This window comes from Monashia sp. HAY1-5C (assembly GCF_056755255.1).
Map to the genome: position 1 here is coordinate 1 of NZ_JBPGXG010000130.1, position 12,779 is coordinate 12,779.

Here is a 12,779-nt window from a genome sequence, read left to right on the forward strand (position 1 = left end):
GGGCACGTCGCGGTAGGGGAGCACGACGGGGTCGTGGCCGCCGGTGTCGCGGCTCTCGCAGGTGACCTCGTCGGGGTTGCGGTCGGGGTTGCTCACCGGATCAGGCTAGGCCGCCGTTGCTACCTTGCCCACCATGACCGAACCCCTCCGACCGGCCCGACCCGGTGCCTCGCCGGTCCCGTCGTCCGCCGCGTCCCCGACGCGGGCGCCGCGCTGGTCCGCGTGGCGGGTGGTGTGGTGGTTCGGGTTCGTCAGCCTCGCCGCCGACATGGTCTACGAGGGCGCCCGGTCGATGTACGGCCCGCTGCTCGCCTCGCTCGGCGCGGGCGCGGTCGTCGTCGGGCTCGTGACCGGGGCCGGCGAGGCGATGGCGCTGGCCCTGCGTCTCGTCTTCGGTCCGCTCGCCGACCGCACCGGCCGCTACTGGGGCCTGACCATCGCCGGCTACGGCCTCACCGCGGTCTGCGTGTCGCTGCTCGCCGTGACACCGTTCGTCGGTGGCGCCGGACTCGTCCTCGCCGCGGTCCTCATCCTGCTCGAGCGCGCCGGCAAGGCGGTGCGCAGCCCGTCCAAGTCGGCCCTGCTCGCCCACGTCGCCACCGCGGTGGGGCGCGGACGTGGCTTCGGGGTCCACAAGGCCCTCGACCAGGTGGGCGCGTTCGCCGGCCCGCTGCTCGTGGCCGGAGTGGTCGCGGCCGCCGGCGCGATCTGGCCGGGCCTGCTCGTGCTCGCCGTCCCCGGGGTCGCCGCCATGGTCCTGCTCGCCGTCATGCGGGCGCGGGTGCCCGACCCGGCGGTCTACGACCCCCAGCCGACCGACACCGCGCCTCCCGCTGCGGCCACCGACACGTCGAGCACCGACGCCCAGACAGACGTCGGGACCATCGACGCCGGGACGACCGACGCGGTCGCGCCCACCGAGGCGCTCGCGGCCGACGCCGTGCTCGCCGCCGCGTCGGTGACGGACGCGAAGGACGGCCACACGCCTGCCGACCCGTCGGTGCCTGCCGACGGTACGCGTCCTCGACAACGCGTCGGCGGCGTGCGCGGCTGGTTCGCGGACGCCGTCGGCGCGGGTCTGCCGCCCTCGTTCTTCCGGTACGCGCTCGCCGCGGGCCTGACGACCGCCGGCCTCGTGACGTTCGGCCTCATCGGCTACCACCTCACCGTCGCCGGTCTCGTGCCCGTGGCCACCGTGCCGGTGGTCTACGCCGGGGCGATGGGCGTCGAGGCGCTCGCGGCCCTCGGTGTCGGCGTCGGGTACGACCGGTTCGGCGGGGCGGTGCTCTTCGCGGTACCGGTGCTCGTCGCGCTCGTGCCTCCGCTCGCGCTCACCGGCTCCCTGACCCTCGCGCTCGTCGGCGTCGCGGTGTGGGGACTGGCGTACGGCGTCCAGGACTCGACGGTCAAGGCGCTCGTCGCCGAGGTCGTCGAGGCGCCGAGGCGGGCCACCGCGTACGGTGTCTTCGCCGGCGTCCAGGGCGCCTTCGCCGTCGTCGGCGGCCTCGTGTCCGGCTGGCTCTACGACCGGTCGCTGCCCTGGCTCGTCGCCGTCGTCGCCGTCAGCCAGCTCGTCGCCCTCGTCCTGCTCGTCCGCACCGTCCGCGCCCTCCGTCGGACCCGCACCCCCTGACCGACGAGGAGGGCCGGGTCGGTCAGGCGGGGAGCGCGGTCGGACGCGTCAGCGGGCCGAGCGCGATGAGCAGCAGGAGCGCCCCGAGCGGCAGCAGGCCCCACGGCACCGCGATGGCGACGGCTCCGACGGCTGCCAGCGCCGCCGACCCCACCGGCAGGCGTCCCTCGAGGGTCAGGGCCGCGAGCACCGCGGCCAGGCCGACGGCGACGAGCACCGGGCCGCCGACGACGAGGGCGACGGGCAGGGTCGAACCGAGCAGCCCGACCGCCTGGCCGAGCCACACCGCGCCCGTGGCGCCGGCGCCGAACGCGGCGAGGGCCGTGGCCGGGACGCCGATCCGCAGGTGCTCGAGGCGTGTGCCCAGCGCCGCGACGAGCCAGCAGAACGCGGCGGCGGCGACGACGAGCGTCAGTCCCGACGCCACGGGCGCGAGCCGGTCAACGTCCGCCCCGTCGAGGCTCGCCCCGAGCGCGAGGGAGACGGTGCCGGTGCCGCTGCCGGTGTCGCTGCCGGCGACCGCGCCGTCAATGCCCGTGGCGGCGGGGGACCCGAGGCCGAGCACCCACGCGACGATGCCGTGGACGAACAGGGCGAGGGGTGCGACGAACGCGAGCACCCGACCCCGGTCGGGCAGCGGCGCGGGTCCGGTGCGGGCGACCGGAGGGGTGCGGTCGGCGCCCGGAACCCCGAGGGTGCCCGGCGCGATCGTGATGCCGGAGGTGCCGGTGCCACGCGACGTGTCGCGGCTGTGGTGGGCCGCGACGGGTCGGGAGCGGAGAGTCGTCGTCATGCTCCCAGCGTGGGGTCCCCGGCGGGTCCTGCCCATCGGGGTCGACCCCGAGCCGTCCCCGAGCGACCCCTGAGCCGCACGCCCCGGCGAGGTCGCTGCCGGCCGGGCGCAGCCGGCGGGGAGCGCCTCCCGAAAGGTGGGTTTTGTCCATTTCGCGACGGAGGCGCTGTCCGGCGTCGTACCTTTCGCCAAGAGGGAGTGGAGCACGGGGGTGCTCCGAGGTTCGCGTTCAAAGGGGATGACCATGTCCGTGCGCTTCAACACCCCACCCGGATGGCCGGCTCCGCCCGCAGCATGGGCGCCCGGTGACGACTGGATGCCCGACCCCAGCTGGCCTGTGCCACCCGAGGACTGGGAGTTCTGGACGGTCGTCGACCCGCGTCGGGTGGCGAGCAGCGGTCTGGTCGGCGACGTGCTCGCCGGACTCCCCGTGGGGTCGCGTGCGGTCAGTGCCATCGATGCCATCGACGCCGTCGACACCGGGGATGCCCTCCGCGCCGTCGGCCCGGCCGGGCCGGGCGGTGCCAGGCGGTTCGAGCCCCGTCCGCCGCGACTGGGTGCCCCTCCCCGGTCCGTCGTGGCGGCCTACGGCACGGACCGGGGCACCTGGCTCGCCCGGCTCCGGGCGTCCGAGCGCGTGGCCCAGCCCGGGGTGGCTCCCACCACCACGGTCGAGGCCACGCCGGTCCCCGAGAACGAGACCCTGCCCGCGCCGGCCGCACCCGTGACGCCTCCGCGTCCCGCGGCGCGTCCGGCACCCGAGGACGCGTGGGCCGTCGACGGCCTCCGGTTCCCGGTCAGCAGGGTGGACGTCTGACGTGGAGCCGCAGATCAGGGTCGCACCCGAGGTGCGGCTCGGCTCCACGGCGTCCGGCCTGCGCGCGTCGCTCGCCGCCGGTGCCTCCTCCACCGACCCCCTCGCGGGCCCCGGTGGCTGGATGGGCACCGGCGTCGGGTCGCGCGGCACGACCAGCGTCCCCCCGGTGTCGCTCGACGCGCTCGCCGTGCGGGCGCTGGCCGCGCAGCGCGGCAGCGACGTCAACGCCCTGACCGAGGTCGAGACGACGCTCGCCTCGCTCCACCTCCAGACCCACACCCCCCGGCGCCGTCCGGAGCCCGAGCCGGTCGGACCGCTCCAGGGCCACGAGCGCAAGGACCTGTACCGCAGGGCCCTGCGCGCCGCGCGCCGGCCGGTGCCGGTGTTCCGGTTCTCGGCGCGTTCGGCCGCTCGCCAGGACGCCGAGGTGCAGGCCGACGCGTTCGCCGCCGCCGCCGAGGTGTCCCACGCCGTCGTCGGGCAGCATCGCGCCACGGCCCTCGAGGACCGGTGGGCCGACCTCGCCCGCAACGACCGGGTCACCGTCGTCGCCGAGCTCGACGCGGAGTTCGCCGCGGCCGGCGGGACGTGCACCTGCATCGACGCCGGCTGGTCCGAGGACGGCGCGCGCGGTTACGTCACCGTGGTCGCCCGCTACCCGCGTCCGGACATCGTCGGCGAGCGCGGCCCGGGCCTGTCGGGCAACGGGCGACCGATGCTGCGCCGCCGCACGCCGGCCGAGCGCAACGCCGTCTACCTCGGCGGGCTCGCCTCGCTCGCCCTCGCGACGGCACGCCACGCGATCAGCGTCGCCGTCGCCGCCGACGACGTCCACGTCCTCGTCGTCCGCCCGACCGAGGGCGGCACCGGCCTCGAGCCGGTCTACCTCGGCAGCCTGAGCCGCGAGGCCGTGACGCTGCGGCCGGCTTCGGCCGACCCGTTGCCCCTGCTCGTCAGCGCCGCCGCCCGGCCGATGCGCTTCGAGGGAGCGACCAACGACCTGGCCCCGCTCGAGCCGGAGGCGGACATCGAGGCGGTCGTCGGCGCGTGCGTCGCCGCGCTCGAGGACGAAGCCGTCGACGCCGCCCTCGGCGGTGCGGTCGAGGGCGGCTGACCGCTCTCGGCCGCCCGGAGGACACGACAGCGACATCGGCGGGGCCCGGCGACGGAGACGTCGGCGGGACACATCGGGACACATCGGGACACGTGCGGAACCCGGACTGCCCTCCGCTGCAACGGAACCCGTGACGGCGTTACGCTGCGAACGGCACGTACAGGCAACCGGCCTCGGTGGCGTGCCGGGCGATGTCTCGGTTCCCGTGGGGGCGGGTGACGAGGCAGGGTCTAGGGGGCCCTGTGCTGACCGTACGTTTCAACCCGCCGCCGGGGTGGCCGGCGCCGCCGACCTCGTGGGTGCCGGCGGACGACTGGCTGCCCGAACCGGAATGGCCGGATCCGCCGGTGCGCTGGACGTTCTGGACGATGGACGGCGAACCGGACGTACCGCGCGGCGTGCGTGACCTGGGCCGCCTGTCCCAGGTCTCCTTCCCCGTCGCGACGGTGGCGGCCCAGTCGACGGTCTCGCTCGCGGCCCTGTTCCCCGAGCGCGGACGCCGGGGCGGTGCCATGCACGGCGGCTACGGCAGCTCGATGCATGCGAGCCCGGGGTCCGGTGGCCCGGCCGGCGGTGGCACGTACGGCAGCTCGGCGGGTGCCGCCTTCCGTGGTGCGGCGCGCGGGTCGGGGGTGTACAAGCGCTCGGGGCGCGAGTACTACCGACCCCGTGGCGCGTTCGACGCCTTCGACGCCTCGGCCCTCGATGGCGGCCACGCGCTGGCGGCGCTCGAGGGCACGCCCGTCGGCGCGGACCCGGCTGCCGTCCTCGACTCGAGGCTGCGGGCACCGCTGCCGGTGGTCGACCGGGCGGCCACGAGCGCGGCGGTCTCGACGGTCCGGTTGTCGCCGCTGCTGCGCATCGTCGCCCACCCGTCGGGGTTCCGGGTCCGGTTCCGGCTCGGCGGTGACGTGGCCGCGGCCCTGACCGAGCTCATGACGCCCGCGCTCGTCGCCAGCGCCGCCGACCGGTCCGAGGCGTCCGTTCGCCCGGACCCTGCGCAGGACGGCCGTCCGGGGCGAGGTCCGGGCGAACGCGGAGGGCGCGAGCGCGGCATCCGGATGCTGCTGCGTCGCTCCAGGGGCGAGGACGGACCGGCGGCCGGCACCACGGAGCAGGGCATCGCGACCATCCGCTCCTCGCGGGCCGCCGTCGCCACCGGCGACCTGCTCCGGCGGGCGCTCGCGGCCCGTCGCGACGGTGACCAGGCTGCCGCGGCGAGGGTCGAGGCGGAGCTGCGCTCGCTGCACCGGCAGGCGTTCCGTCCGTTGCGGGGGCCGGCGCCCGCGCCCCGGGCGTCGCTCTCGGACGCCGACGAGGAGGCGATCCTGCGTCGTGCGCTCGACGTCGAGAGCGCGGCCGAGCGAGGCATCGAGCGGGAGGAGATCCAGCGTCGGCGCGAGGTCGCGAGCGAGCGCGCGGCGGAGGTCGTGCGGGCCACCCGGATCGCGCGCTGGGTGCTCTCCGACCGCCGGCGGGTCATCGCCGACGGCGCCTGGCGTCTCCTTCGCGAGCACGACCCGGCCACCGTCGTGGCCGTCGTCGACGAGGCGATGCGCCTGTCGGGCAGCGAGGTCACGTGCATCGATGCGGGCCACGACCCCGCGACCGGCCGGCCGTACGTGTCCGTCCTCGTGCGGTTCCCGCCCCCGGTCGTCATCCCCGACGAGGTCCTCGAGCGGACGGCGACGGGCCGGCACGTGTGGCGACCGCGCACGGCACGAGAGCGCAACGTCGCGTACGCGTCGGGCCTCGCGTCGGCGACGCTCGCGGCGGCCAAGCACGTCGACAGCATCGCCATCGCGAGCGATGCCGTGCGCGTCGTCGTCGTGCGGCCGACGCCCAACGGCCGTTCGGTCGAGCCCATCTACGTCGGCACGCTGGACCGGGAGGACGTGTCGCTGCGCCACCCCGACGCCGACCCGATGCCGCTCGTCGTCTCCTCGGCGGTGCCGGGCGGCCTGCGGGTCGTGGGGCACCAGCGCGAGGTCATGGCGCTGGAACGGTCGGTCGACAGCGACGGGTCGATCGCCGACATCGTCGAGGCGTGCCGGCGCGCCCTCCACTCGGCCGGCGCCGAGCGGATGCCCGGCGCGGGAGCCCAGCAGGCGTGACGAGCGTGAGAGGCTGGGGCGTCAGCGCTCCGGTGCCGGACCGTCGACGTTGACCGTCGGAGTTCCGGAGCCGCAGCGGACGATGACGGCCCGCGACGACGCGTCGCCCGGGTTGGACTCGCGGTGCACGGCGCCGGCGGGGACGCGCAGGAAGTCGCCGGGACCCGCCTCGACGACGTCGCGACCGCCCGGCCCCGACTCGAGGCGCATCCGCCCGGACACGATGTAGAGCGTCGTGTCGTGCTCGCCGTGGTGGTGCCAGCCCGAGGTCGCCCCGGCCTCGGTGTCGACGGTGCCGGACCACATGGTCTCGGTGTGCAGCGCCACCTTCCGCGCCATGCCGGGCGTCGGGTCGGCCGGCGTGAGCTCGTCGCCGCCGACGTGGGTGCAGGGCGTGGCCGGGTCGTGCGGGTCGCTCATGGGCCCATCAAACCCCGGAACGGCCGCGTCCGGCAGTTCGGCGGCCCTAGCCTCGGGGGAGGCTCGACGTCGGGAGGTGCGGTGGCAGCGCGGCAGAGGGATGAGGCACGGGGGCAGCGGGTCGGACGCGTCGTCGTCGTCGGCGCGGGCACGGCCGGGCTCTTCACCGCCCGGGTGCTCGCGGACCACGTCGCGGAGGTCGTCGTCCTCGAGCGCGAGCGCCTTCCCGAGGACGTGCGCCCGCGTGGACGCGTGCCGCAGGGTCGGCACCTGCACCTGCTGCTGTCCGCGGGTCTGGACCGGCTCCGGGTGTGGTTCCCGGGGATCGAGGACGAGCTCGTCGCGCGTGGGGCCGTGGCCACGGACGGTCGGAGCGCGTACGTGCACCAGGGCGGGGCCTACCGCGCCCGCGGCGACTGGGGTCGCCCGGTGCTCAGCATGTCCCGTCCGCTGCTCGAGGACGTCGTGCGGTCGCGGGTCGCCGCCCTGCGGAACGTCACCGTCGAGTCGGGGGTCCGGGTCGAGCGGGTCACCCTGTCCGAGACCGCGCCGGTGCGGGTCACGGGGGTCGTCGCCGGGGGCGTCGAGCGGCCGGCCGACCTCGTCGTCGACTGCTCGGGACGCAGCTCGGCCATCGCCCACGACCTCGTCGAGGCCGGGGTGGTCGTGCCGCCCGTCACCCGCGTCGGCATCGACATCGCCTACGCGTCCTGCCTGCTGCACCGCGGACCGGACGACTTCGAGGGCACGTTCGTCGTCTGCCAGGACAACCCGGGCTCCTTCCGCGCCGGTGCGGCGCTGCCGGTCGAGGGCGACCGGTGGCAGGTCACGCTCGCGGGCGTGCACGGCGACTCGCCGGGGTCCACGGACGCGTCGATGCGGGCCTTCGCGGCGGGGCTGCCCTCGCCCGTGGTGCGCCAGCTGCTGGACCGCTGCGAGCGGGTCGGCGACGTCGAGACGTACCGGTTCCCGTCGAGCCAGCGGCGCCACCACGAGAAGGTGCGCGACCCCGTGCCCGGCATCGTCAGCCTCGGCGACGCGGCGTGCAGCTTCGACCCGATCTACGGGCAGGGGATGACGTCGTCGGCGTTGCAGGCGGAGGCCCTCGGCCGGGTCCTGACGGAGCTGGTCGCGCGATCCGATGCCTCCGGCCTTCGCTCGCCTGACCTGCCGAAACGCTTCTACCGCAAGGCAGCCCGCGTCATCGACGCACCGTGGCGGATCGCCGTCGGCGGTGACTTCGGGCACCCCGCGACGACCGGACCGCGGCCGCCCGGGTCGTCGGCGCTCAACGCGTACGTGCGCCGCGTCGTCCGCGCGAGCCACTCCTCGGTGGAGGTGGCGCGCGCCTTCAACCGCGTCATCCAGCTGGCCGACCCGCCGACCGCCCTCGCCCGGCCGGTGCTCGTCGCGCGCGTCGTGCGCCACGCCGGGCGCTCGCCCGTGGCGACCGGGGCGCCGGTCGTGCACCCGCGCGTCGGCCCGCCGTCTCCGTGAACCACCTCTCGGCTCGTTCAGCATTGCGTCGCCTGGTGGGGCACCGCATACGGTGGTCTTCGGCCCGTCCCCTGCCAGCGAGGACCAGCACCATGAGGACCGACCACTTCATCCGCTTCGAGCGCGTCGACTCGGTCGAGCAGGTTGAGCACGGCCTGCGCGCCCGCCTCCACGGCGAGACCTTCCTCGTCGAGGCGGTGCGCGACGACGTCGTGCGGCTGTGGATGAGCCGCGGCGGCGCCTTCGACGAGAAGCCGACCCACGCCGTGTGCGTCGACCCGCTGTCCCGGCCCCTCGGCGGTGGTGTCGAGTGGTCGGTCGAGGAGGGGCCGGACGCGTGGCGCCTGCGCACGGCCGGCCTCGTCGTCACGCTGTGGCTCGACCCGTTCCGCGTCGACGTGCACCGCACCGACGGCTCGCCGGTCGTCGAGTCGGCGCCGGACGCCGAGGGCCGGTACTGGACGTACGCGACGCTCAACGACGCGTGGACGACGCGGCGCCGCATCGGCCGCGACGACGCGATCTACGGCCTGGGGGAGAAGGGTGGCCGGCTCAACCGCCGCGGCCGCGACTTCACGCTGTGGAACACCGACGTCCTCAACGAGCACGCGACCGCCGAGTTCCGCGCCGGGCTCGCCGCCGACGACCCGCGGGCCGACATGACGAGCACCGAGTTCGACCCGTACTACGTGTCGATCCCGTTCTTCCACCACCGCTCCGCCCGGTCCGGTGCGGTGGCCGGCTCGTTCGTCGACAACGGCTACCGCGGCCACTACGCGTTCAGCGACGACGACGAGTACCGCATCTCCTTCCGCGGCGGGCAGTGGGCCGAGTACGTGTTCGCCGGTCCGTCGATGGCCTCGGTCATCGAGCGGTACACGTGGCTCACCGGGCGCGCGTCGCTGCCCCCCGTCTGGGCCCTCGGCTACCACCACTGCCGCTGGCACGCCTACAAGCAGCAGGACGTCGAGGTGATCGCCAAGCGTTACCGGGATGACGAGTTCCCCTGCGACGCCGTCTGGCTCGACATCGACTACATGGACGGTTACCGCGTCTTCACCTGGGACTCCGACCGCTACCCCGACCCCGCGGGCATGCTCAAGAGCCTGGCCGACCAAGGCTTTCGGACGGTGACCATCGTCGACCCGGGCGTCAAGCACGACCCGGGCTACGAGGTCTACGACGACGGGCTGGAGGAGGACGTCTTCTGCCGCACGGAGGGCGGTGACACGTACATCGGCCAGGTGTGGCCGGGCAACACGGTCTTCCCGGACTTCGCGACACCCGAGGCCCGTGCCTGGTGGGGCGAGCTCAACGCCCGCCACGTGGAGTCGGGACTGGCCGGCATCTGGAACGACATGAACGAGCCTGCGACCGGCGAGATCCCGCCGGGAGCGATGCTCTTCGACAAGGGCCGCGCCACGCACGAGCGCTTCCACAACCAGTACGCGATGCTCATGGCGATGGGCACGCTCGAGGGACTGCGCAAGGTGCGGCCCGAGGCGCGCACCTTCATCCTGTCGAGGTCCGGGTTCGCCGGCATCCAGCGGTACGCCGCCAACTGGATGGGCGACAACCAGGCCCGCTGGGACCATCTCTGGGTCAGCATGCCGATGGCCTGCGGTTTCGGCCTGTCCGGCCAGCCCTTCGTCGGCGCCGACATCGGTGGCTTCCAGGGAGACACCAACGCCGAGCTCTTCCTGCGGTGGATGCAGATGGGCACGCTGACTCCCTTCTGCCGCAACCACTCCGAGACCGACAACATCGACCAGTACCCGTGGTCGTTCGGGCCGGAGATCCACGAGCTGGCCCGCGAGGCGGTCCGGCTGCGCTACCGCCTGATGCCCTACGTCTACTCGGCCTTCGTCCGTGCCTCACAGACCGGAGAGCCGGTGCAGCGTCCGCTCGTCCTCGACCACCAGGACGACCCCGCCGTCGTCGACGTCGACGACCAGTATCTCTTCGGCCGCGACCTGCTCGTCGCACCGGTGTACGAGGCCGGCGTGACGTCGCGGACCGTGTACCTGCCCGACGGTCCCTGGTACGACTGGCACACCGGCGAGCTGCACGAGGGGCGGCAGACGATCACGGTCGAGACGCCGCTCGAGCGGATCCCGCTCTTCGCCCGAGCGGGCGCCGTCGTGCCGATGTGGGAGGAGGCCCCGGCGTCGACCGACGGCTACGCGCCCGAGACGATCGAGCTGCACGTCTTCGAGCCGGTCGTGGACGGACGCTGGACCTCGACGCTGGTCGAGGACGACGGTCTCACCGCGGGCGAGGGCGTGCCGCAGCTCGTCACGACGGTCACCGTGACCCGCGCCGACGGCGAGACGACCGTCGCCCACGAGACGTCGGGGGAGCCGCATGCGGGTCACCGGCGGACGTCCTTCCGCGAGCTCCGCCACACGGCGTCCTTAGCATGACCGGCCCGCGTCGAGGGCCGACGGTCGAGGGGCGACCCGCCGCGCCGGCGGGTACGGCCGGGTAGCCGCCGTCGAGCGGGCGCGTCCACCGCGCTCGTGGGTTGAGGCGCCGCGGGGGTGGGGTAAGGATGCCGACATGGCCGACGACGCGAAGTCCTCGGGTGGCGAGAGCCTCCTCACCGTCATCGTCGCGCTCGCGGCGAACACCCTCATCGCGATCGCGAAGTCCGTCGTCGCCGCGATCACCGGCTCGGCGTCGATGGTCGCGGAGGCCGCGCACTCGTGGGCCGACGCGGGGAACGAGATCTTCCTGCTCAAGGCGGAACGCCGTGCCGCGAAGCCGCGTGACGACCAGCATCCCTTCGGCTACGGCCGCGAGGCGTACGTGTGGTCGATGTTCGCGGCGTTCGGGCTGTTCGGCGCCGGGGCGGTCGTGTCGGTGTGGCACGGCATCCAGGCGCTGACGTCGTCGGAGGCCGAGACCGACTACGTCTGGGCGTACGTCGTGCTCGGCATCGCGTTCGTCCTCGAGAGCGTCTCTTTCGTCCAGGCCACGCGGCAGACGCGCGCCGAGGCCAAGCGGCGCGGGCTGCACTCGCTGCCCTACCTGGGCTACACGTCCAGCCCGACGCTGCGCGCGGTGTTCGCCGAGGACGCCGCGGCGCTCATCGGCATCCTCATCGCAGGCGCCGGCATCATGCTCCACCAGCTGACCGGCAACGCCGTCTGGGACGCGCTCGGCTCGATCCTCGTCGGCCTCCTGCTCGGCGTCGTCGCGATCTACCTCATCGGCCGCAACCGGGACTTCCTCGTCGGCGAGACGGTGCGGCCGGAGCTGTGGCGACGCGTTCTCGGGGAGCTGCAGGGCAGCCCGGAGGTCGAGCGGGTCACCTTCCTGCATCTCGAGTTCGTCGGGCCGAGCCGGATGCTCCTCGTCGCGGCCGTCGACCTCGTCGGCGACGAGACGGAGTCGCAGGTCGCCGCGAAGCTCACGGCGATCGGCCGCCGCATCGAGGACTCCGACGTCATCGAGCGGGCCGTGGTCACGCTGTCGCGCCCGGACGCCCCCACCCTCGACGCCGACGCCGCCCCGGCAGCCTGACCCGTGGGCGCGCGACCGCGCCTCGCCTCGCCACACCCCGGCACTGGCCCCGGTCCTGGCCCTGCCCCGACGGCAGCCAGCCCCTGGGCAGCCCGCCGACCCCGCCACGGTCCCCGTCCCTGCTCCCATGCACCGGCCTCCTGCCCCGGCCCGGCCCGGCCCGGCCCGGCGGCAGGCCACTGGGCAGCGCGACGACAGACCACTGGGCAGCCCTACGACCCCGCCGTTGCCGGCAGGGTGCGGGGCGGGTGACTCAGGTGTGCCAGGTGACTCCGGACGCCGTGACCGTCGCTGTGAGGTCACGCTCGTGGACCTCGGTGTGGTGTCGAGGGCACAGGAGCGCGCCGTTCGACACGGCCGTGCCGCCGCCGTGCCGCCAGTGCACGACGTGGTGGCACACACTTCCGCAAACTGGGTTCGTGTCTCAGCAGGTCAGGCGGCGGTTCTAGTTGTACTGACCCGACAGGTTGGTTAAGCGGGTGATGGGTGGCTTGTTCCCGCAGGCGGTGTGGGGTCGGTGGTGGTTGTACTCGTGCAGCCATGCTGGCAGAGCGGCTCGCCGTTCGTGTTCTGAGGCGTAGCAGCGGGCGTATCCCCATCCGTCGGCCAGGGTGCGGTGGAAGCGTTCGATCTTGCCGTTGGTCTGGGGGCGGTAGGGCCGGGTCCGGGTGTGCGTGAGTATCAGCTCGGTGCAGGTGTCGCGCCACAGGTGGGAGCGGTACGCGGCGCCGTTGTCAGACAGCACTCGTTGGGCCGTGATGCCCCGGTCGGCGAACCAGGTGACCGCGCGGCGCAGGACCGCGACGGCGGTCGTGGCGGTCTCATCGTCGTGGACCTCGGCGTAAGCCACGCGGGAGTGGTCATCG

General features: G+C 74.6%; 11 protein-coding genes. 7 read left to right on the top strand and 4 right to left on the bottom strand.

Annotated features, from left to right (window positions below):
* Window positions 1–133: 133 nt before the first annotated feature.
* The gene (locus ACR9ZK_RS17215) at window positions 134–1,633 is read left to right on the top strand and encodes an MFS transporter (RefSeq protein ID WP_481343173.1); all 1,500 of its coding nucleotides are present in this window, start codon (window positions 134–136) and stop codon (window positions 1,631–1,633) included.
* Window positions 1,634–1,655: 22 nt separating this feature from the next.
* On the opposite strand, the gene ACR9ZK_RS17220 is transcribed toward ACR9ZK_RS17215, so the two are convergent.
* Window positions 1,656–2,426 carry a hypothetical protein gene (locus tag ACR9ZK_RS17220; RefSeq protein ID WP_481343174.1) on the bottom strand — a complete coding sequence of 257 codons (771 nt, stop codon included), beginning with the start codon at window positions 2,424–2,426 and terminating at the stop codon, window positions 1,656–1,658.
* A 244-nt stretch (window positions 2,427–2,670) separates the two neighbouring features.
* Here ACR9ZK_RS17220 and ACR9ZK_RS17225 point away from each other — a divergent pair, with 244 nt between their 5' ends.
* The 3 genes from ACR9ZK_RS17225 to ACR9ZK_RS17235 all read left to right on the top strand — a co-directional run bounded on the left by ACR9ZK_RS17225 (window position 2,671) and on the right by ACR9ZK_RS17235 (window position 6,471).
* A complete protein-coding gene (locus ACR9ZK_RS17225) occupies window positions 2,671–3,243 on the top strand; it encodes a hypothetical protein (protein WP_481343175.1) in 573 nt (190 codons plus the stop codon).
* A 1-nt stretch (window position 3,244) separates the two neighbouring features.
* Window positions 3,245–4,357: a hypothetical protein gene (locus ACR9ZK_RS17230; RefSeq protein ID WP_481343176.1), complete on the top strand. Its 1,113-nt coding sequence runs from the start codon at window positions 3,245–3,247 to the stop codon at window positions 4,355–4,357.
* A 242-nt stretch (window positions 4,358–4,599) separates the two neighbouring features.
* Window positions 4,600–6,471, top strand: coding sequence for a hypothetical protein (locus ACR9ZK_RS17235; protein WP_481343177.1), 1,872 nt, complete (start codon window positions 4,600–4,602; stop codon window positions 6,469–6,471).
* A gap of 21 nt (window positions 6,472–6,492) precedes the next feature.
* Here the strand turns inward: ACR9ZK_RS17235 and ACR9ZK_RS17240 are convergent, their stop codons facing one another.
* The gene (locus tag ACR9ZK_RS17240) at window positions 6,493–6,891 is read right to left on the bottom strand and encodes a cupin domain-containing protein (protein WP_481343178.1); all 399 of its coding nucleotides are present in this window, start codon (window positions 6,889–6,891) and stop codon (window positions 6,493–6,495) included.
* An 81-nt stretch (window positions 6,892–6,972) separates the two neighbouring features.
* On the opposite strand from ACR9ZK_RS17240, the gene ACR9ZK_RS17245 reads away from it, so the two are divergent.
* From ACR9ZK_RS17245 to ACR9ZK_RS17255, 3 genes are all read left to right on the top strand, one after another.
* Window positions 6,973–8,388: an FAD-dependent oxidoreductase gene (locus tag ACR9ZK_RS17245; RefSeq protein WP_481343179.1), complete on the top strand. Its 1,416-nt coding sequence runs from the start codon at window positions 6,973–6,975 to the stop codon at window positions 8,386–8,388.
* Between the two features lie 92 nt (window positions 8,389–8,480).
* Entirely contained in the window at window positions 8,481–10,811 is a 2,331-nt protein-coding gene (locus ACR9ZK_RS17250; RefSeq protein WP_481343180.1) for a glycoside hydrolase family 31 protein, read from the top strand.
* 136 nt (window positions 10,812–10,947) lie between these two features.
* Window positions 10,948–11,913, top strand: coding sequence for a cation diffusion facilitator family transporter (locus ACR9ZK_RS17255; RefSeq protein ID WP_481343181.1), 966 nt, complete (start codon window positions 10,948–10,950; stop codon window positions 11,911–11,913).
* A gap of 253 nt (window positions 11,914–12,166) precedes the next feature.
* On the opposite strand, the gene ACR9ZK_RS17260 is transcribed toward ACR9ZK_RS17255, so the two are convergent.
* Together ACR9ZK_RS17260 and ACR9ZK_RS17265 are read right to left on the bottom strand one after the other, a co-directional pair.
* The gene (locus ACR9ZK_RS17260; protein ID WP_481343182.1) at window positions 12,167–12,313 is read right to left on the bottom strand and encodes an HNH endonuclease signature motif containing protein; all 147 of its coding nucleotides are present in this window, start codon (window positions 12,311–12,313) and stop codon (window positions 12,167–12,169) included.
* Between the two features lie 45 nt (window positions 12,314–12,358).
* The coding region (locus ACR9ZK_RS17265; RefSeq protein ID WP_481343183.1) for an integrase core domain-containing protein at window positions 12,359–12,779 on the bottom strand (421 nt) is incomplete at its 5' end.

Bases quoted from the DNA above. Each gene is read 5' to 3' on its own strand.
- ACR9ZK_RS17240 (WP_481343178.1), bottom strand. From the start codon at position 6,891: ATGAGCGACCCGCACGACCCGGCCACGCCCTGCACCCACGTCGGCGGC.
- ACR9ZK_RS17215 (WP_481343173.1), top strand. From the start codon at position 134: ATGACCGAACCCCTCCGACCGGCCCGACCCGGTGCCTCGCCGGTCCCG.
- ACR9ZK_RS17250 (WP_481343180.1), top strand. From the start codon at position 8,481: ATGAGGACCGACCACTTCATCCGCTTCGAGCGCGTCGACTCGGTCGAG.
- ACR9ZK_RS17225 (WP_481343175.1), top strand. From the start codon at position 2,671: ATGTCCGTGCGCTTCAACACCCCACCCGGATGGCCGGCTCCGCCCGCA.
- ACR9ZK_RS17220 (WP_481343174.1), bottom strand. From the start codon at position 2,426: ATGACGACGACTCTCCGCTCCCGACCCGTCGCGGCCCACCACAGCCGC.
- ACR9ZK_RS17255 (WP_481343181.1), top strand. From the start codon at position 10,948: ATGGCCGACGACGCGAAGTCCTCGGGTGGCGAGAGCCTCCTCACCGTC.